At 36.3% G+C, this 26012-nt stretch carries 22 protein-coding genes; all 22 read left to right on the top strand.

Going from position 1 to position 26012, the window contains the following annotated elements; all coding sequences use genetic code 11:
• The first annotated feature begins 208 nt into the window (after positions 1-208).
• The 22 genes from ACTQ1L_RS09740 to ACTQ1L_RS09635 all read left to right on the top strand — a co-directional run bounded on the left by ACTQ1L_RS09740 (position 209) and on the right by ACTQ1L_RS09635 (position 26007).
• A complete protein-coding gene (locus ACTQ1L_RS09740) occupies positions 209-415 on the top strand; it encodes a hypothetical protein (protein ID WP_015515874.1) in 207 nt (68 codons plus the stop codon).
• 208 nt (positions 416-623) lie between these two features.
• Entirely contained in the window at positions 624-1085 is a 462-nt protein-coding gene (locus ACTQ1L_RS09735) for a flagellar protein FlaG (RefSeq protein ID WP_441366841.1), read from the top strand.
• Between the two features lie 9 nt (positions 1086-1094).
• Positions 1095-1823 (top strand): flagellar cap protein FliD N-terminal domain-containing protein, encoded by a 729-nt coding sequence (locus ACTQ1L_RS09730; protein ID WP_441366839.1) that lies wholly within the window; start codon positions 1095-1097, stop codon positions 1821-1823.
• Positions 1824-2023: 200 nt separating this feature from the next.
• The gene (fliD, locus tag ACTQ1L_RS09725; RefSeq protein WP_441366838.1) at positions 2024-3799 is read left to right on the top strand and encodes a flagellar filament capping protein FliD; all 1776 of its coding nucleotides are present in this window, start codon (positions 2024-2026) and stop codon (positions 3797-3799) included.
• 91 nt (positions 3800-3890) lie between these two features.
• The gene (fliS, locus tag ACTQ1L_RS09720; protein WP_441366837.1) at positions 3891-4286 is read left to right on the top strand and encodes a flagellar export chaperone FliS; all 396 of its coding nucleotides are present in this window, start codon (positions 3891-3893) and stop codon (positions 4284-4286) included.
• Positions 4287-4370: 84 nt separating this feature from the next.
• The gene (locus ACTQ1L_RS09715; RefSeq protein WP_441366834.1) at positions 4371-4847 is read left to right on the top strand and encodes a flagellar protein FliT; all 477 of its coding nucleotides are present in this window, start codon (positions 4371-4373) and stop codon (positions 4845-4847) included.
• Positions 4848-4931: 84 nt separating this feature from the next.
• Positions 4932-6149, top strand: coding sequence for a CgeB family protein (locus ACTQ1L_RS09710; RefSeq protein ID WP_441366832.1), 1218 nt, complete (start codon positions 4932-4934; stop codon positions 6147-6149).
• Between the two features lie 118 nt (positions 6150-6267).
• Positions 6268-8679, top strand: a complete 2412-nt coding sequence (locus tag ACTQ1L_RS09705) for a flagellin N-terminal helical domain-containing protein (RefSeq protein WP_441366877.1) — start codon at positions 6268-6270, stop codon at positions 8677-8679.
• Positions 8680-8815: 136 nt separating this feature from the next.
• Positions 8816-10855 carry a sulfatase-like hydrolase/transferase gene (locus ACTQ1L_RS09700; protein ID WP_441366831.1) on the top strand — a complete coding sequence of 680 codons (2040 nt, stop codon included), beginning with the start codon at positions 8816-8818 and terminating at the stop codon, positions 10853-10855.
• Between the two features lie 19 nt (positions 10856-10874).
• Positions 10875-12710, top strand: coding sequence for an aminotransferase class I/II-fold pyridoxal phosphate-dependent enzyme (locus ACTQ1L_RS09695; protein ID WP_441366829.1), 1836 nt, complete (start codon positions 10875-10877; stop codon positions 12708-12710).
• Positions 12711-12883: 173 nt separating this feature from the next.
• Positions 12884-13708 carry a flagellin N-terminal helical domain-containing protein gene (locus tag ACTQ1L_RS09690; protein WP_441366827.1) on the top strand — a complete coding sequence of 275 codons (825 nt, stop codon included), beginning with the start codon at positions 12884-12886 and terminating at the stop codon, positions 13706-13708.
• Positions 13709-13768: 60 nt separating this feature from the next.
• Positions 13769-14074 carry a hypothetical protein gene (locus tag ACTQ1L_RS09685; RefSeq protein WP_441366825.1) on the top strand — a complete coding sequence of 102 codons (306 nt, stop codon included), beginning with the start codon at positions 13769-13771 and terminating at the stop codon, positions 14072-14074.
• The gene (locus ACTQ1L_RS09680) at positions 14064-15890 is read left to right on the top strand and encodes a motility associated factor glycosyltransferase family protein (RefSeq protein ID WP_441366824.1); all 1827 of its coding nucleotides are present in this window, start codon (positions 14064-14066) and stop codon (positions 15888-15890) included. Before ACTQ1L_RS09685 ends, ACTQ1L_RS09680 begins: the two co-directional genes overlap by 11 nt.
• Before the next feature lie 62 nt (positions 15891-15952).
• Positions 15953-17023, top strand: a complete 1071-nt coding sequence (locus ACTQ1L_RS09675) for a nucleotidyltransferase family protein (protein ID WP_441366823.1) — start codon at positions 15953-15955, stop codon at positions 17021-17023.
• 21 nt (positions 17024-17044) lie between these two features.
• Positions 17045-18253: a polysaccharide biosynthesis protein gene (locus ACTQ1L_RS09670; RefSeq protein ID WP_441366822.1), complete on the top strand. Its 1209-nt coding sequence runs from the start codon at positions 17045-17047 to the stop codon at positions 18251-18253.
• Between the two features lie 21 nt (positions 18254-18274).
• Positions 18275-19456, top strand: a complete 1182-nt coding sequence (locus ACTQ1L_RS09665) for a LegC family aminotransferase (RefSeq protein ID WP_441366820.1) — start codon at positions 18275-18277, stop codon at positions 19454-19456.
• Complete coding sequence (locus tag ACTQ1L_RS09660) at positions 19453-20103, top strand: PglD-related sugar-binding protein (RefSeq protein WP_441366818.1); 651 nt, start codon at positions 19453-19455, stop codon at positions 20101-20103. Before ACTQ1L_RS09665 ends, ACTQ1L_RS09660 begins: the two co-directional genes overlap by 4 nt.
• A gap of 4 nt (positions 20104-20107) precedes the next feature.
• Positions 20108-21103, top strand: coding sequence for an N-acetylneuraminate synthase (gene neuB / locus ACTQ1L_RS09655; RefSeq protein WP_441366816.1), 996 nt, complete (start codon positions 20108-20110; stop codon positions 21101-21103).
• Entirely contained in the window at positions 21100-21792 is a 693-nt protein-coding gene (locus ACTQ1L_RS09650) for an acylneuraminate cytidylyltransferase family protein (RefSeq protein ID WP_441366815.1), read from the top strand. Before neuB ends, ACTQ1L_RS09650 begins: the two co-directional genes overlap by 4 nt.
• A gap of 15 nt (positions 21793-21807) precedes the next feature.
• Positions 21808-22968, top strand: a complete 1161-nt coding sequence (neuC, locus tag ACTQ1L_RS09645; protein ID WP_441366813.1) for a UDP-N-acetylglucosamine 2-epimerase — start codon at positions 21808-21810, stop codon at positions 22966-22968.
• A 447-nt stretch (positions 22969-23415) separates the two neighbouring features.
• Positions 23416-24519, top strand: coding sequence for a glycosyltransferase family protein (locus ACTQ1L_RS09640; RefSeq protein ID WP_441366811.1), 1104 nt, complete (start codon positions 23416-23418; stop codon positions 24517-24519).
• A 129-nt stretch (positions 24520-24648) separates the two neighbouring features.
• Positions 24649-26007 carry a Gfo/Idh/MocA family oxidoreductase gene (locus tag ACTQ1L_RS09635; protein WP_441366809.1) on the top strand — a complete coding sequence of 453 codons (1359 nt, stop codon included), beginning with the start codon at positions 24649-24651 and terminating at the stop codon, positions 26005-26007.
• Positions 26008-26012 lie beyond the last annotated feature (5 nt).

Genomic DNA, 26012 nt, shown 5'->3' with positions numbered 1-26012 from the left:
TGTACCGACCTGTTCATATTTAGCCAAATAACTTGCCTGAATTTTCATCTGCTGCGTTGTCATCAATTGCCGTAGCCCGCTACGGCTCATTCTTCCGCCTTGCAGAATGAAAAATTCATTCTGCGTCATTTGACTAAATAGCAACATGCCAGTACACTAGTTACCGGACTCACGAAGATGGGCCGGAATAAAGAATGGGGAGGAAACCATGAAATCAACAAAAGACTCTCTCTTAGAGGATATCAAAGCAGAATTTGCCGAGGTCAATGCCATGATGGAGGCGCTCGAAGCAAAGGAGCCTGAGGATGAGGCGAGTGAAGCCTACGATAAGTGGATTGAGGAGTGTGAGCAGCTCGCCATCGAGTCGGAATCACTCATGACACTTATAGATTACAAGATGACGCAGGGACTTTAGAAATAAAGACCTTTAGAAACCAAATAGAACAAAATCCATGGACACAGCGTACGTTAGATATTGGCTGTGTCCTTTTTAATTTGCCCCGGAGAAGATTTATTTTCAATATAAAGTTTCAAAAGAATCAGCCGATATAATTCCTAGAAAGACAGCATAATGTAACCGTAATGATTCAATTGCACACATATATCACACGGAGGTGTTTAAAATGGCAATAGAAGCAATCAAGGGTGCGGGCATGGTTTATCAGGGAAGTACGTCAACCGCACAGGTAAAGGAAGAGTCGCAGAGCAAGGCGGAGGTGTCCAGCAAAGACAATCAGATAGTATCTGACACCGTAGCCAAAGAGACACAGGCGATGAACACAAAGGAAGCAAGCGGGGACACATCAGGCGAGGCCGGCAGCCAGAGCCAGGCACAGCTTGCTGCACAAAAGCAGAATGAGAAAAACATGCAGCTTAAAAAGGCCGTGGATGACATCAACAAAAGAGCCGTAGACGGCCAGTCAGAGGCAGTGTTCGGCATCCATGACAAGACCAACCGCATCACAATAAAGATAATAGACAAAAATACAAAAGAAGTCATCAAAGAGTTCCCGCCGGAGAAGACACTCGACATGATAGCGAAGGTCTGGGAGATGGCAGGACTCATGGTAGATGAGAAGAGATAGGAGGACATCATGGCAATCAGATTATCGGGAATGAATTCGGGCCTCGATACGGATTCAATTGTCAAAGCACTTGTATCAGGCTATACAACCAAGAAAGAAAAATATGAAAAAGCACAGACAAAGCTTGGCTGGAAGCAGGAATCCTGGAAGTCACTGAATACCAAGGTGTACAGTCTGTATAGTAATATATCAAACCTGCGATTTTCAAGTGCCTACAATCTTAAAAAGACATCGGTTTCAGACATGACAAAGGCCACAGTTACAGCATCATCAACAGCTCCAAATGGCACGCAGTCGCTTAAAATAAAGGAGACCGCAAAGGCAGGCTCGCTCACAGGAGCACAGATAAATGCCTCAAGTTCAAAGACCACACTGGCTCAGCTTGGCTATACAGGTGGAGATGCACAGATAAATGTAAATACAGGCGGCACAACAAAGACTATCACGCTGAGCGCGACATCCACAATGTCAGACGTGGAGAAGCAGCTCAAGGAGGCAGGACTTAATGCCAGCTATGACAGCAACTACAAGCGTTTTTACATAAGCTCAAAGGACACAGGTGTGGAGAATGACTTCACTCTCACAGGAGCAAATGCCGCAGGAGCGAGCGCACTCTATAAGCTCGGAATCGCAGTGGGAGCATCGGCAGACGGAACCAGACCAAACCCATATGGAGAGTACGCAGGCCTGTCCGGTAAAAACAACGGTAGCACAAAAAAACCACACAGCAGAATATAGAAGACGCCAGAAACGCATATGTCACAGCAGCAGACAATGTTGCAAAGTACAATGCGCAGAGCAGCAACCTGCTCAATGCCATAACATATGGCAATGCTTATGCGGATGTTCAGGACTTTTATGCAGCACATAGCAGTGCAGACAAGACAAAGCTTGAAACACTTGCAAAACTTGGCTCAGGAAGAGACTCAGCCGTCATAATGAAAAACAGTGATGACAGCTACACCACATACAGTCTGACAACTGCAAAAGACGCAAAGGGCAATGCGGTATACAAATCAGCAGACGGCAAGTACATCTCAGCAGAAGAGACATATACGGCCGACGGCAAAAAATACAAGAAAGATTCCGACGGCAATTATATCAACGCAGATGATGAAACAGATAAATACAGCGGAGATACAGCAAAGCTGACCAAAAACGTGGCATATTATGAGGTTACAGAAAAAATATCATACACATCCACAACCGGCGAGGGCGATGACGCCAGGGAAGTGTCATACACAAAGGTCGGAGACACTGATGAAAAGCTTAAGGATGCAGGCGAAAAAGTATATACCAAGCGCGCGGACGGCAAATATTATGCAGATGGTGAACTGGATGATTCAAAAAACGGCATAACAATCACATCAAAGGCAGATTACACATCCAATGAAGCGTCGCTTACGAATGCGGAGGCTGCAAACACAGCCTATACAGCTCTCACAAATGGTATATCAGAGGCTGATCTGAACACATACACAGCAAACCTGTCAACAGTCACAGCCTTCGAATCATCAGAGGATACAGTGCTGAAAAAGGATGATGATTACACCATAAGCAAGCTCACAGAGGCTGTCCATAGTGCGTATGCGGACAAAGGCGGAAAAGCCGGAGTGCAGGCACTTATATCAGGAACCGGCGCCTATGCATCAGGCAGTGATGCAGTAGATAACAGCTACGCAGGCAGAGTGTCAGCGCTCACAACAGCAGCACAGACAGCACAGGAGACCGTAGACAAAAACAGCATCGTAAAGGAACTTGCAGCAATAAAGGACACAAACTCAGAGGAGTACAAAGCAGCCCTTTCAAAGCTGGTAGATGAAGTGGATGCAGCGTATGACCTGTCATCAAGTGCACAGTACAATACCGATGCCAGCAAGATAGACGGAAAAGACGCCGAAATTGAGTTAAATGGCGTAAAATACACCGGAGCCAGCAACAGCTTCAACATCAATGGACTGAACATTACAGCACTCTCAAAGACCTCCGGCAATGATGAAATCAGCATCACCACAGCCACGGATACACAGGGCATTTATGACAAGATAAAGGACTTCCTGACAGAGTACAACAACGTCATAAACGAGATGACCAAGCTCTACAACGCAGCATCAGCAGGCAGCTATGAGCCACTGACAGATGATGAAAAGGAAAACTTGTCCGACAAAGAGATTGAGAAGTGGGAGCAGAAAATCAAGGATTCATTGCTCAAAAACGATACAACTCTCAGTGGCGTAATGACAGCCATGCAGTCAGCCATGTCATCAGCAGTGGAGATAAACGGCAAGAAATACTCATTCTCAAGTTTCGGAATCCATACGCTTGGCTATCTCAATGCTGCAGACAATGAGCAGAACGCATACCATATCGACGGAGATGAGGATGACACCAACACCTCAGGCAACACAGATAAGCTCATGGCGGCAATCAATAATGACCCTGACAGTGTCATGACATTTATGCAGCAAATCTCCAACAACCTCTACAAGGCAATCGGAGATAAGATGTCATCAACATCACTGAGCTCAGCGTTTACCATATACAACGACAAGCAGATGAGCACAGAGTACAGTGATTACACAAAGCTTATCAAGGAGTGGGAGACAAAGATATCAGACAAGGAAGACTATTACTATAAAAAGTTCTCCGCAATGGAGAGCTCGCTCGCCAAGCTCAACAGTACACAGAGCTCACTAAGCAGCTATTTCTCATAAAGAATAACCATACATGAGTCAGAATGTGTGAAATATATTGAAAATGTACATTTCAACAAACAGTAAATGTACGAAATCAGGGAGGTAACAAATGTTACAAAGCAAAGGATACGCAGTATATGCAAACAGCAAGGTTCAGACAGCATCGCCAGCGGAGCTGACACTCATGCTCTACGAGGCAGCCATCAAGTTCTGCAACATAGCAGAGATGGCTATAGAGAAAAAAGACATACAGAAAGCACACGATAATATCAAAAAGGTAGAGGCAATCATCGAAGAATTTCAGGCCACACTGAATCACAAATATCCGGTAGCAAAGGACTTCGACAAGGTATATACATACCTCATGCAGAGACTGGTTGAGGCCAATATCAAGAAAGATACAAAGATACTCGATGAAGTGCTTGAGCACCTGCGTACCATGAGAGATGCATGGAAAGAGGTCATGCGTGTCACTTGCAACGGAAGCAAGGTAGGCATGTCGTAAAACAAAAAATAATAACGATAAAAGACAAAAAGGCTATTGCAAAGTTATGGAGCTGGGCAATAGCCTTTTTGAAAGGAGAACACCATGGAACAGACATACATCGCAATAATGATACAAAGCCTGGAGAAAAAAGAACAGGTACTTGACAAAATAATAGAGCTTGACACGGTACAGAAAAACCAGCTCGAAGACCCAAATCTCACACCGGACGATTTTGATGATGTTGTAGAGCAGAAATCAAAGCTCATAGAGCAGCTAGACAACCTGGACAGTGGCTTCGAAAAGCTCTTTGAGCGAGTAAAAGAAGATCTTGAAGGCAACAAAGAGACATACAAAGAAGAAATCCGCATCATGCAGGATCATATCCGTAAAATCACAGACAAGAGCGTGAAAATCCAAAGCCAGGAAGCCAGAAACAAAGCCCTTATGACAAACAAATTCAACGGAATAAAAAAACAGGCCAGACAAGTGCGAAAGGGCGCAAATGTGGCCAGCAAATATTATCAGTCAATGACAAAGACCGGATATGTAGATCCACAGTTCATGGATAATAAAAAGTGAAAATGGGTGGATGAAAATGGCGAAAATGGGTGGATGAAAATGGTGAAAATGGGTGGATGAAATTGATGAAAATGGGTGAACAGCATGAATATACTAATATTTGAATACCACAACTTTGGAATAGAGGACGTAAAAGAAACCCTCACAAAAAACGGACACAAATACAAAGCAATAGAATCAGCCCTGATAAAGGAGCGTAAAAGCACAGAATTTGACAGCATATTTGAAAAAGCATATGAAGAGGGTATAAATGGCAGACCATACGACTGCGTATTCACCTTCAACTATAGCCCGGTAATATCGGTCAACTGTAACAAGGTCAATCTGCCATACATAGCATGGGTGTACGACAGTCCGCATGTGGCACTGTACTCATACACCCTGATAAATCCATGCAATCATGTATTCATCTTCGATAAGATGCAGTATCTGGAGCTGAAAAATGCAGGAATAGACACAGTATATTATGAGCCGCTGGCGGTAAATATAGACCGCATGAAGCGTATGCTCGACAGCAAAAATGACAAAAATGCACAGATTGCAGAGCAACTGAAAAAAACACAGTCATGCGACATATCCTTTGTCGGAGCAATGTACAACGAAAAGCATAACCTGTTTAAAAGGCTTGAGGGAATATCAGACTACACCAGAGGCTATCTGGAATCAATCATGAAAGCACAGCGCAAGGTTTATGGCTATTACTTTTTGCAGGAAATGCTTACACCACAGATAATAGCGGATATGCAAAAAGCATGCCCGCTGGAGCCAAGCCCGGACGGAGTGGAGACTATACAATATCTGTATGCAGATTATTTCATGGCAAGACAAATGGCGAGCGATGAGCGTATCGAAACATTGAAGCTGCTCGGAGAAAAACTGGGCAGTCAGTATAAAATCAATCTGTATACACACAATGCTACACCGGAGCTTGAAAAAATCAAGAACGTCGGCGCAATAGATTACTACGATACCATGCCGTACATATTCAGAAATTCGAGAATCAACCTGAATATCACAATGCGAAGCATAAAGTCAGGCATACCGCTCCGCGGAATGGATATATGTGCAGCAGGAGGTTTTCTGCTGTCAAATTATCAGGAGGATATGTATGACATCTTCGTGCCGGGAGAAGACGTGGTGCTATACGAGTCACAGGATGATTTGCTGGCAAAATGCAGATATTACCTGACCCATGAGTCAGAGAGGCAGCAGATAGCAGCGAACGGATATGGTAAGGTCGCGGAGAAATGCAGCTATGATGTGAGGTTAGAGGAGATGTTTGCAGAGGTGTTTAATCAGTGAAAATAGGAAAAAATTAACATAATAAAGTAAACTCCGGGACAAAAATACCGATATAATCAGTAGAAAAGGCATCATGGAAGATGTTTAAGAGCCAAAGGAGTGGAAGTTTGTGCAGGTAATGGCGCATAATCTGGCAGCAATGAACGCAAATAATTGTCTTGGAAAAGTATCCAAAAGATTATCCAAGACAACAGAAAAGCTGTCATCAGGATATAGAATAAACAGAAGTGCAGATGATGCAGCAGGTCTTGCTATCTCAGAAAAGATGAGATGGCAGATACGAGGCTTGAATGCGGCATCAAGAAATATTCAGGATGGAATATCATACTGTAATGTGGCAGATGGAGCTCTTTCAGAGGTCCATTCCATACTTGATCGTATGAAAGAATTGTCTGTGCAGGCAGCAAATGATACCAACACAGAAAGTGATAGAGCTGCAATAAATCAGGAAATACAACAGTTAAAGGAAGAAACAGACCGTACATTTCAGACAACAGAGTTTAATGGGCAGAAAATCTGGGCAATACCTATGATACCAAGTACCGGAGGGATAGCACATGATTTTTCGTTTTATAATGCAACAGATGATAAAGGCTCATATATTGGTGGAATAGAGTATATGAAGCATCGTTATTCCTGGGAAGATATGGGAATAGGTTATGATAGGAATACCTGTAAATTTACGCAGACAAAAGAAGTAGACAGCAGTGCATTCTTAGCGGATGATGCAAGTACAGTTGCAGATGATTACAATAATAGTATAAAGGCTTCATTTACCGTGAAAGTCAATGCAGGAGAAAGACTTGATCAGGCACAGAAAACATATAGCTGGTCAATGGATAATAATGGAATAAAGATAGATGGTGTTGCATTGGATGGAACAGATCCCAAGAAAGGTAATACAACATGGGCTACTATGGGAATAACACCTGGACAGAGTGTGCCGGGTGGAACATATAAGTTTAATTATTATGGTACAGAAGTGTCATTTGATGTGCCAAGTGGTGGATTGGCATGGGACGAATTTGAATCCCAGATAAATACAACACATGCAAGAGCTGAATGGTACAGTGTCAAATCAGGTGCAACATCCAAAGAATCAGCAGTTATTAAGTCAATGACAAACAAGGTTACAGTCACAAACATTAACAAGGATAAAATCTCAGACAGTTCCAATACAGTCGGAAGTAAAAAAGATTATAATGTTGTTTCGGATCGAAATGGTATGACGGTGGAATATAATAATGGCAAAGTGCAGCAGACCCAGTGGAATGCTATAAAAGATACCACAACAAATGCATATGTAGGAACTTGGGGAGAAAAACAATATGATACAAAAAATAATATTTCCATAGATGAAGAGGCTACATATGGATATGACGATACATCAAAAGGAGGATTCATTAATTTTACATTTGGATTAGACAAGGATGGAGATTCTGATGCGATAACATCCGATTTGAATAGTACTATAATAAGAGGAAGTGTAGTCAGTCCTACAGCAGCATCTGTAAGTAATACAGGAACCGCAAATACAGCGGAGTCAAGAACAGCGGCATCAGCAAGCTGCAACTTTGAATTTTGTGTACAGAGAGATACATTGGGCAGAGCTTACAATAATAATAATGAGGATATTGCAAGTGGAAATGTTACGGAATCAGCCGGTGGAGGATATGATATAACGTTCACAGGAGCTGCAGATGCGACTAAGACACTTACAATGCACACATCAACAGACATTAAGAAAGATATTGTCAATAATTTAAAAAATGCAAAATCAGCATTTGTACAGCGTGTTACATCAAGCGGACAAAGCCTGGCAGATGTAAGCGTATTGAATGCATCAATAGGAGCATCATCAACATCTGCATACTTTACGAAAGCAGGAGCAGCATCTGACTATAACGCTAGGAATAATATGGAAATTTCATATAATCTGAGTAGAATAAACTATCAGGATGTAAAAGACCTGACAACGGATGCTGATTTTGAGACTTTAGCACAGAGCATAATAAATGCTAACTCAAAAGTTACGGCAAAGGGTGCGGGCGATACGTATCAGAATCTCACATACTCGAATGCAGGTAATACCCAAAGTCATGTGGTGAACTCGACAGTAGTAACTGTTAACGCATATGAGGGGCTGAATATTCAGGCCGGAGCACAAAATGGACAGAATATAAATATAAAATATGACCTTATGAGAACAAGTACGCTTGGAATAGCTGGTATAGATACGTTGTCACATGATTCAAGTGAGGCTGCAATAACTCAGATAGACGGTGCAATAGACAAGGTTTCACAGCAGAGGTCTTTATTTGGTGCATACATAAACAGACTTGAACATGCTTATAATGCTGATACAAATACTGCTGAGAATACACAGGCGGCAGAATCAAAGCTTCGTGATTCAGATATGGCAGCAGAGATGGTACAGTATTCACGAGATCAGATATTGATGCAGGTAGGTCAGAGTATATTGGCACAGGCTAATCAGAGCGCTAGTGGTATATTATCGCTGTTGCAGTAGATTATAAATATTGAAACTAAGTGTGAATTAAGCTGACAGATGGAGACAACCAGACGTTTGTGTTAAATCAAAAGATATATTGTGCCGTTCAAATGATTAGGATTTGAATGGCATTGTTATTTATGGAGAATAAAAGATGAAAAACGAGTTAAAAAAAGAAATTGAAAATAATATACAAACTGGAAACATACAAAAAAATTTTGAAATTTTAAATGAGTGTGAACGAAATTGTCCTAAAGACAGGGATTTAAAGTTTTATAAATGCATTTGTATGTTGCAACTGGGGGATATAGAGAAAGCAATAGAAATATCTGAAGAGTGTGTAAGAAAGTTTCCTACAAGCTATGAGGCATATTATTATAATGCTTGTGCGTATCAGGAGATTGGAATGGTGATGGAGGCATTGAGAGCATATAAGATATCTCGCTTTCTATATGATTATATGAAAATTGATAATAAAGATATGTACGATGATATGTGTAAACAGATAGACATATTGGAAGAACAGTTTGTTATGATGACAAATGACTTTATAGACAAAGGTGATATTAAAAATATCTTGAAGGCGGACTCGTTTATAAAAAGAATGAATAACTTTTGGGGAAAAAATGAGATAGCAGCTAGGAATAGTGAAGAGTTAATAGTGGGTACAGAATATTGGGTGACAGATGATGATCTGAGATTTATAGGAATATATAGGAGTCCTGAGCAACTATTTATTGGCAAGGAAAATATGAGTCTTATAAGGACACAAGCAGAATTTTTGAAGTTTATAAATAAGGGGATGGAGACAGAAATTAATAGCAGAGAAGGAGAATACCTGATTCCTATAGCGAGTGCTGAAAGAAATAATATTCACAGTTTTACAAATGAGGATAAAATAAATACTGTTGTACAGAGAGAGGCCAAGCATTTTAACTATTATAGGGTAAAAAATGGAACACAAATAATTTCAAAGCATAAAGCATATTATGGATATCCGATTCCGCTAAAACATGATGCAAAACGAAAAAAACTTGTCTTGAGCTTTTTTGTTGATGGATTGTCGCAGGAGGTTATTAATGGAGAAGATTTTAGAAGACTTATGCCAAATACATACGATTTCTTTAAAAAAGGTACTGTATGTACAAATGCTTTTAGCTGTTCTGAATGGACATTTCCAAGCTTAGCTACATATGAAAGTGGTTTGGACACATTAGGACATATGATGTTTCATAACATAATAGATGGTGAATTACCGCGAGATGTACCAACATTGACTGAATACATTAAGGAAAAAGGCTATTTTACAAGTAAATTAGATGGCGATTGGAGATGTATATATTCATACGGATTTGCAAGAGGGTGCGATCAGTATGTATATCAAATTCAACCTATGGGGGCAAGAGCTGAACAGGAGATCATTAATATAATTGAACATCTTGAGACATTTAAGGATACGGATCAATATTTATGGATGACAGTTGGTGATTTGCATGATATTGCAGATGGATATGATTTGTCACTTGCAGTACAAAAAAATCTTACGCTTGATGAACTGGAATATGAAGATGTTGGAAAGACATCTGTTAAACAAAACTATAGCTGGGGAAAAAGTCAGAGATATAAAAAGACTATTCAGTACTTTGATATGTTGTTTGGAATTTTATATAACTATATCGAGAAGAATTATAAAGATGATGAAATAGTTATAAGCCTTTTTGCGGATCATGGACAGGGGTATTTGGTTCCAAATGATAAACATTTTTTGTCAAAGGAGAGAACCAAGGTAGCTTTTATGTTTCGTGGAAGCAATGTGGATGAAAAAATGTCAGATGAAATTATTTCAACGGCTGATTACTTGCCTATAATGTGTAAATTGTGTGATATACCAGTTGATTATGAGAAAATAAATGGTAGGCTTCCACTCAGTTTCGGAGGTGAAAAAGAGAGAGAATATGCTATAACAGAAAGTATTCATCCTGGAGATAAATATTGTGCGGTAGCAAATGCCAATGACTATGAAATATATTTTGATAATCAGGCTCTAACTGATGAAGAGGGAAGATTTGAATTAAAAGATTACAAGGTGTATGGGTACTATAAAGATGGTACAAATATCGAAGATAAGGCTTTATTGGATAAATATGAGAAGATCTTTCTGGAAAGAATAGCAGAGCATGTAATATATGATTAGATAATGAGGAGGAATATTTATGCAGGCAATAATTCTTGCTGCAGGAATGGGAAAGCGATTAAAACATTTAACAGAAAACAATACTAAATGCATGGTGAAGGTTAATGGCATATCTATAATAGAGAGAACATTGAGAATACTGGATAGGAAAGCATTAAATAAAATCGTAATTGTTGTGGGCTATGAAGGACAAAAGCTTGTAAATTATATTGAATCATTAAATGTAGCTACACCGATTACATACATATGGAATAATGACTATGAAAAAACTAATAATATTTACTCTTTGTCATTAGCTAAAGAACATTTATGTGAAGATGATACAATTTTACTTGAATCAGATCTTGTATTTGATGAGGCTATTATAGATGGGGTGTTGACTGATGAGAGGAAATCGCTAGCTGTTGTTGATAAGTTTGAAAGCTGGATGGATGGCAGTTGCATGATTATAGATGATGATGACAGAATAGTAGATTTTGTGCCGGGTAAATATTTTAATTTTAATGATAAAGAAAAATATTATAAGACGGTAAACATATATAAGCTGTCGGTAGATTTTTCAAGTAACATATATGTGCCTTTTCTGGCTGCCTATGAAAAAGCGATGGGTGAAAATGAGTATTACGAGTCTGTGATAAAGCTAATTGCGATGCTGGAGACTAATGAAATACGGGTTAAACGTATAGATAATCAGAAATGGTATGAAATTGATGATATTCAGGATTTGGATATAGCGGAATCACTGTTTACAGATGATCCGGCAGAAAGATATCGTAAAATAATGAGCAGATATGGGGGATTTTGGCGATATCCTCATATGACGGACTATTGTTATCTGGTAAATCCGTATTTTCCATCCAAAAGGTTATTAGATGAGATGGAGTCAAATTTTAAGACATTGCTAACGCAATACCCTTCTGGACAGAAGGTTGATTCAACGATATCTTCAAATATATTTGGAGTAAAAGAGGAATATATTATATTAGGGAATGGCGCGGCCGAATTAATAAAGGCTTTACTTGATATACAAACTGGGACAATGGGCATTATAGAGCCGTCATTTAACGAATATAAGAACAGATATTCAGGAAATGTGGAAATATATCATCCACATATAAATGAAAAAGGATATAACGCAGATGATGTGATAAATTATTTTGATGATAAAAGTATAGGCTCTTTGGTTCTGATAAATCCGGATAATCCAACAGGTAATTATATACCGATACATGATGTACTAAAGCTTATACAATGGGCTGAAAAGAGACAAATAAAGTTTATTTTAGATGAGAGCTTTGTCGATTTCGTCGATTTGCAGGAGAATGAGAGCATTGAAGATATTACTTTGATAAAAGACGATATATTGGAAAAACATACAAATTTATATATCATAAAAAGTATTTCCAAATCGTATGGCGTGCCGGGTGTTAGATTAGGGGTTTTGGCTTCAGCAGATAAGAAAGAAATGGGGGTGATAAGAAGCACACTGCCGATTTGGAATATAAATTCTTTCGGAGAGTTCTTTATGCAGATATTTAACAAATATAAAAAGAACTATATAGAAAGCATGGAAAAATTTAGAAATACAAGACGAAGGTTCTTGAGGGACTTGCAGGAGATAGATTATCTAAAGGTGTTGCCAACTCAGGCAAATTATGTAATGTGCGAGGTAATTGGTATAGATAGTGAACAGTTGTGCTTTAGATTGTTTGAAGAAGGCATATTAATAAAAGATATTTCCGGCAAGATATCCAACAGAAAAAGTTATATTAGAATCGCGGTTCGTACAGAGAAAGAAAACAATATATTGATTGGATATCTTAAAAAGGTTTATAATGATTTGCAAAATTTTTAAAAAATTTTATTTTAGGTATAAAGTATAGGAAAACAAGTCCGATATAGATAATAAGTAAGCAAGATATTACTTAATAGTAGCAAGCCAAACGAAGCGTACGGTCGGGCGGCGAACTACAATGATCAAACAGACTGAAGCATGGACGCTTCACTTAATTCAAGGAGGAAACAAATATGGTAGTACAGCACAACATGGCAGCAGCCAATGCGAACAGACAGTTAGGAATTAGCACAGGTTCACTCAGCAAATCAACAGAGAAATTATCTTCTGGCTATAGAATCAACCGTGCAGCAGATGATGCAGCAGGACTCTCAATTTCAGAGAAGATGAGAAGCCAGATCAAGGGCCTTAACAAAGCTTCTTCAAACGCTCAGGATGGTATCTCAGCTATACAGACAGCAGAGGGCGCTTTAAATGAAACACATTCAATTCTTCAGAGAATGAATGAACTTGCAACACAGGCTGCAAATGATACTAATACATCTGTAGATAGAACTGCTATTAAGTCTGAAATTGAGCAGCTTTCACAAGAAATTGACAGAGTACAGAGCACTACACAGTTTAATACACAGAATCTTCTTAATGGTTCATTTACTGGAAAGAAACTTCAAGTTGGTGCACTAAACAATCAGACAATAACTATTTCAATAAATGCAATGAATTGCAGTAATTTGGGATTAGGAACTACAGGCTCAAAGCTTGGAGTTGATTCTAATGCTTCAGCGGGAAAGACAATGTCTTACGTGCAGGCGGCTATTAAGGGAGTTTCAAAGCAGAGATCGTATCTTGGTGCAATACAGAATAGACTTGAACATACTGTTAATAATCTTGATAATATTGCAGAAAACACACAGACAGCAGAGTCTCGTATTCGTGATACAGACATGGCTTCAGAGATGGTACAGTACTCAGCTACTTCTATCATCCAGCAGGCAGGTCAGTCTATGCTTGCTCAGGCAAACAGCCAGACACAAGGCGTACTTTCACTTATTCAGTAGGCAAAATAAAAAAAGAAAAAGCGACTCGTATGGGCCGCTTTTTTTATATAGGCAAAACATATGATTAATTATATAAATGATATAATAAAAAAAATATATAATATTAAACATATTTTATATGTAGACAATAAAATATATGATAAAGAAAAAAAAGATATACTTATACTAATAAATACAGTTTATGAAGAATGTGCAAATTGTTGTGATAAACAAGTTATTATAGAAATAAATGAAAATGGAAAGCATATTATAGAGGCACTGACATATAAAGATGAATTGCAATTAATAGATATTTTGGAAAATGAAACAATTAATATTATGAAAGAATTATTGAATATCATAGTAGGTTATAAATATGAAGAATAGCATTAAAAAAATTGGACAAATATATGATTGTTACAGTGAAAAAGATGATATAAAACTTATTCAATATACTACAATTGATGGCATGCGTACATTTGGAATAGAGAAAAATTCACATGTTTATAGAATGACTAGTTTAATAAATGCAAAAGAGCAAGTAGAAAACTGGTTAGATAACTATAAGGACTTGAATCCGTATGCTGTATTTATTATATTTGGGTTGGCAAATGGAATGTATCTCGAAAAGTTGTTTAGATTATATCCTAATGCTGTTTTTATAATTTATGAACCATCTGTTGAAATTTTTAAATATTATTGTAAGAATTGTGGTAAATGGAACATTTTAGAAGAAGATAATGTATATTTGGGTGTGGGAATAAAAGGCAAGTCTTTTGTGTATAGAATGATGCTGAATTTTATTACTACAAGTAGTTATAGATATACATATTGGATAGTGTTGCCTAATTACAATAATATATGGAATGAAAATATTTTGGAAATATATAGGCAATATTATTATTTTTTAAATCAAATTGGGATGGAAGCAAGAACAAAGATAAAATATGGTAATAATTGGGCGGAAAGTTATTTGAAATCTTTTTCAGATATAATTACACAATATTCGGTAAGGGATTTGTTTAAGAGCTCGAAATCAATAGTAAACTCTGACAGTGTTGCTATAGTAGTTGCAGCAGGTCCATCGTTGGATAAAAATGTAGGGGAATTAAAAAGAGTAAAGGGAAAAGCCTGTATAATTGCTGTTGATACGGCCCTTAAACCATTACATAAGCGTGGTATTATTCCAGATATAGTGATAACAATTGATAATAAAAAGCCTTTATCATTTTTTGATACACCAGAATTTAAAAAAATACCATTAGTTATGGAAACGAATGGAAATTCGGATTTAATAAAAATACATAATGGAAAGAGATTTTATGCTTCGTCTGGGGAAAATTTTACGGATTTTTTGTTAGAAATTGTAGGGAAGAAAAATGATGCCATTCCTACAGGAGGATCGGTTGGTAATAGTGCGTTCTTTTTGGCTCTCAAAATGGGATTTAATAAAATAATAATGGTGGGACATGATTTAGCTTTGACAAATGGAAACATACATGCTAAAGGTATTCATAGTATCGAGTCAGAAAATATATCGAACGAGAAAGGTGTTTATAGATATGTTGACGGATATTATGGGGGTAAAGTTAAAACAAGAGAGGATTATCATTCGTATTTAAAATGGTTTGAATTACAGATGGAATGTGCTGATGAACTAAATGTTGTTAATGCAACAGAAGGTGGTGCTAAGATACATGGTATGAGAGAAATACCTCTTAAAGATATAATTGGTGAGTGGTGTACTCCGGAAATATCTTTTGATATAAATAATGTTGTAGATGATATTCCACAAATATGTAATGAAGAGGAACAAAGGATAATATGGGAGTACATTAGAAAATTACCGCAAAGATTAAAACGCTATAGGAGAAGATTAAATAAAGGGATTGATTATTATAATATACTTGATAGATTAAAAATGGAGGGCAAAGAAGATACAGAAGAGTTTAAAAATAATTTTAAAGAGATAAAAAAAATAAATAAATGGTTGAGTTCAATCAAAGAGAATTATCTTCTTTCAATGTATGAAGGAGAATATGAAAATTCTATTGAGATAGGTGTATATGATGTCTATAAAGATATTAATGAAGAATGGAAAGCTAATATAAATCTTGGAATTAATACATATAAATTGTATATAAAAAGAATAGATGATTTTTTGAATGATTTTAGTTTATTATCAGTAGAAAAGCAAATTTAAGATCAATATAACAAATAGTAGATTTATTATGGAGGATAAATTGTTGACATGGAGGTGTCTTTATGGAAATGCGGGAATTAGATAAATATCTAATTTCTCCTAATAGTACGGTTGTTGAAGCGATGCGAAAAATTGATAGTAATTCGAAGGGGATTTTATTTGTAGTAAATGATATAAATAGATTGCTAGGAGTAGTTACAGATGGAGATATTAGAAGGTGGTTAATTCGTACAGGGCAATTGAAATCACCAATACGATATATGATGAATATTAATCCAATAACAATTTTACAAAATGAGAGTTCTTTTGCCGTTAGGTTAATGGAGAAAAAATCGATAACGGCCATTCCTGTAGTGGATAAGGATTTCTATGTCCAGAGTATTATTTTTCTAAATAGTAAGACGAAGTCAAAGAATTACGGAGAAGGCTTGTTAGAAAAAGTTCCAGTAGTAATCATGGCTGGTGGCAGAGGAACTCGTCTGTATCCATATACAAAGATACTTCCTAAGCCGCTTATTCCGATAGGAGATATCCCAATAATGGAACGTATAATTAGCAAATTTAGAGATGCTGATGTAAAAGTATTTTATGCAACGGTTAATTATCGAAAAGGTATGATTAAGTCTTATTTTAATGATATGACAAAAGACTACACTATTAATTATGTAGAGGAAGATAAACCTTTAGGTACGGCAGGAAGCCTTAAGTTATTGCCAAAGAGATTTGATAAACCTTTTATAGTGACAAATTGCGATATTTTAATCAATGCTGACTATAATGATATTTATAAATATCATATGGATTCCGGAAACGAGCTTACAATAGTTTCAGCGTTGAAAAATATTGTTGTGCCATATGGAGTTATTCATTCTAGTGAAAATGGTGCTGTTGAATCTATGGAAGAAAAACCGAAGTTATCTTATTTTGTAAATACTGGTATGTATATATTAAATCCAAATCTGGTGGATGACATTCCAAAAGATGAGTTTTTCCATATGACGCATTTAGCAGATAAACTTATGAAAGAGGGACGTCGAGTTGGAATGTATCCTATTTCAGAGGATTCGTTCCTTGATATGGGAGAGTTTGAAGAGATGCATCGCATGGAAGAAAAACTGAATTTGAAATCATAAATTTTATTAAGAGGGATATATATGTTTGAACTAAGTAGTTTTATATCAGAATATGTTACAAAACGTCAGGAAAGCATGTTCTTAAAAGATATAGAGAATAATAATGAAGCGCTAAAGAAAAAGATAGAGGAAAAATCTGTACTTGTAATCGGTGGAGCCGGAAGTATTGGAAGCTCGTTTATCAAGGCAGTATTGCCATTTAAGCCAGATTCACTTGTGGTGGTGGATATAAATGAGAATGCCTTAGCTGAGCTTACTAGAGATTTGCGAAGTACGAAAGATATGTATGTACCGGATGATTACATCCCATATCCTATGGATTTTGCGTCGTCAGTATTTGAGAAAATGTTTCGAAATAGAAAAGGCTTTGATATAGTTGCAAATTTTTCAGCTCATAAGCATGTTAGAAGTGAGAAAGATATATATTCTGTTGAAGCACTTATTCAGAATAATGTTCTTCACGCAAAGAAATTATTGGATTTATTGGCAGAGTTTCCGCCGGATGAATATTTTTGTGTATCAACTGACAAGGCTGCTAATCCGGTTAATATAATGGGGGCAAGCAAACGGTTAATGGAAGATGTTATTTTCACATATTCAGACAAGTTTCCGGTTAAAACAGCAAGATTTGCAAATGTTGCATTTTCAAATGGTTCGCTTCCGGCAGGATTCCTTGCGAGAATTTCAAAATTACAGCCACTTAGTGCACCATCAGATGTAAGAAGATATTTTGTATCACCCGAAGAAAGTGGACAGATTTGTATGCTTGCCTGCATGTTAGGAAATAATAGAGAAATTTTTTTTCCTAAATTAAAAGAAGCTCAGATGATGACATTTGATACCATTGCCACAGCTCTTTTGAAAGAGTATGGTTATGATATTCTTGAATGTGATTCAGATGAAGAAGCAATAGAAAAAGCAGTAGAGCTGAAAAAAGGCAGTATGGTATACCCGGTTCATTATTCAAAGTCGAATACATCAGGTGAAAAGGAATATGAAGAGTTTTTTACCAATCAGGAAAATGTTGATATGAAGCGTTTTGACTCGTTGGGGGTGATTACCGATAAAAGAATTCCTGATAAGGACAAAGCACATAATATATTGACTGAGCTTGATGAGGCATTTGAGAGAACCATGCTGACTAAAGATGATGTTGTGCAGATAATAAAACGATATTTGCCTGAATTTGAACATATCGAAAAAGGAAGATCACTTGATTCGAAGATGTAATTATACACAGGGAGGCTTGTCATGGATAAATTTATTCCATTATCAATTCCTAATTTTGAAGGGAATGAAAGAAAGTATGTAGATGACGCAATTGATCAGGGCTGGGTGTCTACAGGTGGAGCTTATATTACAAAGCTTGAGCAGATGATGACAGAATACCTGAATATAGAGAATGTCGCAGCCTGCCAAAGTGGAACCGCGGGATTACATCTTGCACTTGTATCATGCGGTGTGCAGCCAGGGGACATGGTTATTGTACCTACGCTTACGTTTATTGCAGCAGTGAATCCGGTTAAATACCAGCTTGCAGATCCTGTATTTATGGATTGTGATGAGAGCTTATGCATGGATCCTGTAAAGCTGCGTAAATTTTGTGAACAGGAATGCAGGATAGAAAATAATGAGCTTATTCATTGTGCAACGGGAAAGAGAGTTAAGGCTATAATAGTGGTTCATGTTTTTGGAAACCTGGCAGATATGGAATCTATAATGCAGATTGCAACAGAATTTCATTTGAAGGTGGTTGAGGATGCAACAGAAGCACTTGGATCAAAATATATATCAGGAATATTTAAAGGAAAGTATGCTGGTACAATTGGTGATTATGGAGCATATTCTTTTAACGGAAATAAGATAATTACCACAGGTGGAGGTGGCGCTGTAACGGCAAAAAATCCACAGGAGGTGGATCATATTAGATATTTGTCAACGCAGGCAAAGGATGATCCACATTTTTATATACATAATGAAGTTGGATATAATTACCGTATGACAAATGTTCAGGCTGCACTTGGTGTTGCACAGATGGAGGAATTACCTGAATTTATTAATCGAAAGCATAAAAATTATTATTTGTATAAGAGTTTATTTAATGGAGTAGAACATGTTAAGCTATTGAAATTTAGAAACGGAACATATTCAAATCAATGGTTTTATTCGTTGGAGCTGGATATGGATTATTTGAAGTGTTCAATGCGAGATGTGGTTTTAAAGTTACAGGAGCAGGGAATACAGACAAGAGCTATATGGGGGCTCATACATGAACAGAATCCATATAAAGATTCGGTGACTTATGATATAAAAAAGGCTTTGTACTATAGTGATTGTATTTTGAATATTCCTTGTAGTACGCAGATTACTGAAGAGGAGATTATGGCAGTGGGGGATGCGATTAAAAAATTGTTAGCAGGTGAGAGTAAATGACAGACATTGTTTTGATTGGCGCGGGTGGCTGTATGAGAGAACTTGCATGGCAAATCATAGAAAGCAACAAGGTTAAAAAAGAGTGGAATATTGTTGGATATATAGATAAGTTAGAAAATTGTGGGGGGTATTCAGTAAGAGTATCAGATACAAAGATTGATTATCTTGGAGATGATGATTATATAGTCAATATTGATGAAGATATTAATGTTATTTTAAGTATTGGTAATCCGAGCATTAGAAAAAACATATATGAGATGTATAGTAAAAACTCACATATTTTATTTCCTAATATTGTATTAGGGCATACTGTAGTCTGTGATGATATTATTATGGGGCAGGGGTGTATAGTGAGTATGAATGCTAAGATATCAACAAATGTAATAATAGGAGACTTTGTATTTGTTAATATGGATGTTACTATATGTCATGACGGAAGAATAGGAGATTTTGTTTCATTAAATCCTGCAGTTAAATTGGCGGGAAAAGTAACGATAGGTGAGAAAACTGAAATTGGAATGGGATCTAATATTATTCAAGGTATAAATATTGGAAATAATGTTGTAATTGGTGCGGGATGTGTTGTTATAAGTGATACAGAAAGCAATTGTACGATGGTTGGAGTACCAGCCAGAAAAGTGAGATGAGAATATGGGTGTATTAGTTATTGCAGAAGCTGGTGTAAATCATAATGGAAGTTTACTCCTTGCGAAGAAATTAGCGGACAAGGCAAAAGAAGCAGGGGCAGATTATGTGAAATTTCAAACTTTTAACCCAGCAAATTTGGTATGCAAAACGGCTACAAAAGCGGATTATCAAAAGAAGACTACAGATTCACAACAGGGGCAATTAGAAATGCTTCAAGATCTCATGTTGACATATGATGAGTTTGTAGAATTAAAGAATTATTGTAATGGCATAGGAATAGGATTTTTGTCTACATCATTTGATATCGATAGTATAGAATTCTTATCAGCTCTTGGGTGTGATATGTGGAAAATTCCATCAGGAGAGATAACAAATTATCCATACCTTGTAGACATTGCAAAAAAACATCAGCCGATTATTCTTTCTACAGGAATGTGTACTAATAACGATATAGTAGAAGCATTAAAAGTATTGAAGGAAAAAGGTGCGGGTAAAATTAGTTTGCTTCATTGTACTACTGAATATCCAACACCTTTCTCAGATGTTAATTTAAAAGCAATGTGTGCTATGGGTGATACGTATGGATTGGATGTAGGATATTCAGATCATACAGAAGGAATTGAAGTTCCAATTGCAGCGGTTGCAATGGGGGCTAAAATAATAGAAAAGCATTTTACTTTGGATAGAAATATGGAAGGACCGGATCATAAGGCGAGTTTGGAACCTGATGAGTTAAAACAGATGGTATGTGCTATCAGAAATATTGAAAAAGCATTGGGAACAGGAATTAAGCAGCCGGCTGAGTCAGAAAAGAAAAATATAAATATAGTAAGAAAAAGTATTGTTGCAAGTACAAAAATTAAAAAAAATGAAGTTTTAACAGAAAAAAATATTACGACAAAAAGACCGGGAAATGGTATTTCACCTATGAGATGGAATTCTGTAATAGGTACAAAGGCAATCAAAAATTTTGAAGAGGATGATTTGATAGAGATATGAAAAATCTTGCAGTTGTTTTAGCTAGAAGTGGTTCAAAGGGGCTTCCAAATAAAAATATTATGAATATGGCGGGAAAACCATTGCTGGCATATACAGTAATGGCAGCATTTGAGTCAAATATGTTTGATAAAGTACATGTATCAACGGATAGTCAGTATTATGCAAATATTGCAAAAAGATATGGTGCAGATGTTCCGTTTTTAAGGGAAAAAGCTTTGGCAGATGATAATTCGAGCAGTTGGGATGCGTTGAGATATGTTGTTATGGAATACAGAAAAAGAGGAGTGGTATTTGATACTGTTACTCTTTTGCAACCTACATCTCCATTAAGAGATGCAATAGATATACAGAACGCATTTAAAGTATTTGAAGAAAGGAAAGCTTTAGCAGTTGTTTCGGTATGTGAAGCAGAATATTCTCCATTGCTTTGTAACACTTTACCAGATAATAATTCTTTAAATGGTTTTATAGATATTAATAAAGTTGGACGTCGTCAGGATATGAAAACTTTTTATAGATTAAATGGAGCTATATATATTCAAAAGACGGAGTTGTTAATGAATAGTGGCAATATTTATGGCGAAAAGACATATGCTTATATAATGGATAAATATCATTCTATAGATATAGATGATGAAATGGATTTTTATATAGCAGAGAGTATTATTAGGAAAATGAGTAATATGTAAAGAGGTGTTTATATTTTGAAAAAAATCGTAATTTTAACAGCTACAAGAGCCGAATATGGTTTGCTTTCACCTATAATAAAAAAGTTAAATAAAGAGCCGGAAATTGATGCGCGAGTTGTTGCGACAGGTGCACATCTGTCACCAGAGTTTGGAATGACAGTTAATGAAATAAAAAAAGACGGTATAGCAATCGACAAGGAAATTGATATTTTATTAAATTCAGATACTCCAGTGGCGATATCGAAGACGATGGGCTTGGCAATGATTGGATTTGCAGATTATTTTTCTGAGTGCATGCCAGATGCCATAATGGTTTTAGGTGATAGATATGAAACGTTAGCAGTATGTGTAGCTGCTTTAAATGCGCAAATACCGATAATACATTTGCATGGAGGAGAAGCAACAGAAGGATCAGTTGATGAGGCGTTGAGAAATGCAATAACTAAGCTGAGTTATCTGCATTTTACAAGTACTGATGAATATAGGAACAGAGTTATTCAAATGGGGGAGGCTCCGGAAAGAGTTTTTTGCGTTGGAGCTTTGGGTGTAGAAAATGCCTTACATACGTCATTCTTATCAAAAGCTAAGTTGGAGAATTCATTAAAATGCCATCTTGGAGATAAAATTGCGATTTTAACATTTCATCCAGTAACATTGGAAGAAAATACGGCAGGTATTCAAATAAGTGAGATTATAAATGCCATAATACAACATCCTGAAATAACATTTATATGTACTAAGGCAAATGCAGATGTAGGTGGGCGTATAATAAATGAACAATTAAAGATTTGTTCAGATGAATTTGAAAATGTAGTTTTATTTGATTCGTTGGGTATGCAGAGATATATGTCAATGTTGGCAATTGCAGATTTTGTAATTGGAAATTCTTCGAGTGGAATAATAGAAGTGCCAAGTTTTAAAATTCCAACAATAAATATTGGGGATAGGCAAAAAGGGAGAATTCAGGCATCAAGTGTAATTAATTGCGAACCAAATAAAAATGATATTTTAGAAGCAATAGATAAGGCATTATCAAGTGAATTTAAAAAAAAGGTTAAGATGTCATGCAATCCATATGGAGACGGAAATACTTCTAATAAAATTGTAGAAATAACCAAAAAATTTTTACTTGAAAATATGTTGCAAGTACATAAGAAATTTTATGATATTAAGTGAGAATGAGAATATTATATACAGGTTGTGTTATTTCTTCATATATATTTTTGAATGCCTTGATAAAAAGTGGTGATGAAATTTGCTGAGTAATTACAAAGAAAAACTCATCAATTAATTCAGATTTTAAGGGAATTGTACCATTATATAAAATGAATAATATTCTATATATTAGAAATATAAATGATGATGAAGCAATTGAGTTTATAGATGAAGATAATCCAGACATATGGTGTTGTTTAGGTTGGTCACCGCTCATCAATGAAAATATATGATACAGAACTAGGTGAACAATCATTTCCTTGGAACTGGGAAGCCATAAGGTAATTGACTTTATTAAGGGCTGGAAATTCAGGGGTAGATATGTTGAGGCATTTAAGATGATAAAGCAATTGAGATGTAAGGCGTAGTCAGATGAAAAAAATTTTATTTTATAAGTGGTATTCATTTATGAATGCAGGAATCGAAAGAGCATTTAGGCAGTTAAACATAGAATATGATATTTTATATTATCAGCAGACCGATTGGGAGCAGGATCCGGTATTCGAAGAAATGGTTCAAAAACAACTTAAAAATAATATATATGCTGCAGTTTTTTCTGTAAATTTTGCTCCAATTGTATCAAAAGTTTGTCAACAATATGGGATTGAATATATTTCATGGGTTTATGATTCTCCTATGCATATAAGAGATAACAGTATGATGAAAAATTCATGTAATAAAATTTATATGTTTGATTGGGGACAGACTCAAGAGTATCAAAAACAGGGAATAATTATGGAACATTTGCCATTGGCAGTAGATCCAGAAGTTTTTAATTTGAGAATTAACAATAATGCTGTAAATGAATATTCTTCTCAAATCAGTATGGTAGGAAAATTATATAAGACAGATTATCCAATATATACTAACCCATTAAGTAATAATATAAAGCAACTATTAAATGATATGATAGTAAAGCAAAGGGATATGTATAATAATTGTTTTATTCCGGAATTTCTAACAGATGAATTGTTAAAAACTATTAATGAAGAGTATATAACTGCGGGATTAGATTTTAGAATTGAAAAAAGAGAACTTGAATATATGATGTTGTGTGAGACAACAAATAGAGAAAGGATAATTATATTGTCATTACTTGCAAATCATTTTGACACGCATTTATATACAACAGAAAAAATACCTATAAGCAATTTAAATATACATGGTCCTGTTGATTATTATAAACAAATGCCATACATATTTAAATTAAGCAAAATAAATATGAATATTTCGTTAAAGGCAATAAGAACTGGTATTCCATTGAGATGTGTAGATGTATTAGGATGTGGCGGCTTTTTGCTGTCAAATTATCAAGAAGAATTAGTTCAGGACTTTATTGTGGGCAATGAATGTGAAGTATATGGAAGCTTTGAAGAAATGTATGATAAAGCTAATTATTATATTAAACATGATGATATTAGAAAGAGAATTGCTAAAAATGGCTTAGAGAGAGTTAAAAAGTCGTTTACTTTTAGGGATAGAATACATAAAATGTTTGTACACTTAATTTAAACTGTTAGCTAATGAATTTTACAAGAAAAGCCATTCAAACAATTAAGTTTTGAGTGGCTTTTATGGATGAAGTAATAGATTGCATTTCGCTTTATAATATTAATGCATGGAGGCATAAGGGAATAGAATATGACAAAGGTTATAACGTATGGAACATTTGATTTGTTCCACGAGGGTCACTACAAACTTTTACAGCGAGCAAAAGAGCTTGGTGATTATCTGATAGTCGGAGTTACTACAGAACACTTTGACGAGGCTAGAGGAAAGGTGAATGTAGTTGACTCTATTATGGAGCGAATTGAAAATGTCAAAAAGACCGGATTTGCAGATGAGATTATCATAGAAGATCATGATGGACAAAAGATAGAGGATATTCAGAAGTATGGAGTGGATATTTTTACGGTAGGTTCAGATTGGATAGGTACGTTTGATTATCTCAAGCAGTTTTGTAAAGTGGTTTATTTGGAACGAACGCCAGACATTTCATCCACAATGATTAGGAAAAATAGATTTAAGATTGTGAATTTAGGAATTGTAGGGACAGGTCGGCTTTTGCCTAGATTTATAGCAGAATTAAAATATGTTAGTGGTGTAAATTTGTGTTGTACATATAATCCTGAAGTTCATAGCAAATATGCATGGAATAACAGACATGACTTACCTAACTATCATGGGGATTATGAGAAATTTTTGGAGGAGGTAGATGCCGTATATATAGCATCTCCGAATGAGACCCACTACGGATACGCTAAGCAGGCATTAGAGCTGGGAAAACATGTTTTGTGTGAGAAGCCGGCAGCGTTTACAAAAAGAGAGGCAGAGAGTCTTTACGAATATGCAAGGTTACATGATTTAGTACTGATGGAAGCAGTAAAGACAGCATACTGTCCGGGCTTTGGACAGCTCCTCAACGTGGCAAATAGTGGCAAAATAGGTGAAATCCGTGATGTGGAGGCCTGTTTCACGCGATTGGCAAATAAGGAATCCAGAGAAAGAACGGACGCCAGTTACGGAGGCAGCTTCTTAGAGTTCAGCAGCTATACGCTTCTTCCTGCGATTAAACTCCTGGGTAATGACTACAAGAGTTTGCATTTTGACATACTGTATGATGAGACAGGGGTTGATGTGTATACAAAGGTATCGCTTAAATACGATAATGCGACAGCATTAGCCAAAAACGGTGTGGCTGTCAAATCAGAAGGACAGCTTGTCATAGCAGGAACCAACGGATACATTCTCGCGCCGTCACCATGGTGGCTCACCAGAAGGTTTGAGGTGCATTATGAGGATCCGGGTAAGGTGGAGGTCTATGAGCCGACATTTCAGGGAGAGGGCTTTCGTTATGAAATCAGCGATTTCGTGTCAAAGGTCAATGGAATAGACAGGCATGGGTACAAGCTGACAGCGGAGGAAGCAATCGCGATGGCAGGTATCACCGAGGAGTTTATGAAGGAGAAGAACAAAACGCATAATAATATTAGAAATTAAAATAA

Source organism: Agathobacter sp. LCP21S3_B2 (assembly GCF_052118705.1).
GTDB lineage: Bacteria > Bacillota > Clostridia > Lachnospirales > Lachnospiraceae > Roseburia.
Note: the sequence above shows the minus strand (reverse complement) of the source record. Positions and strands in the feature narration are given on the sequence as shown.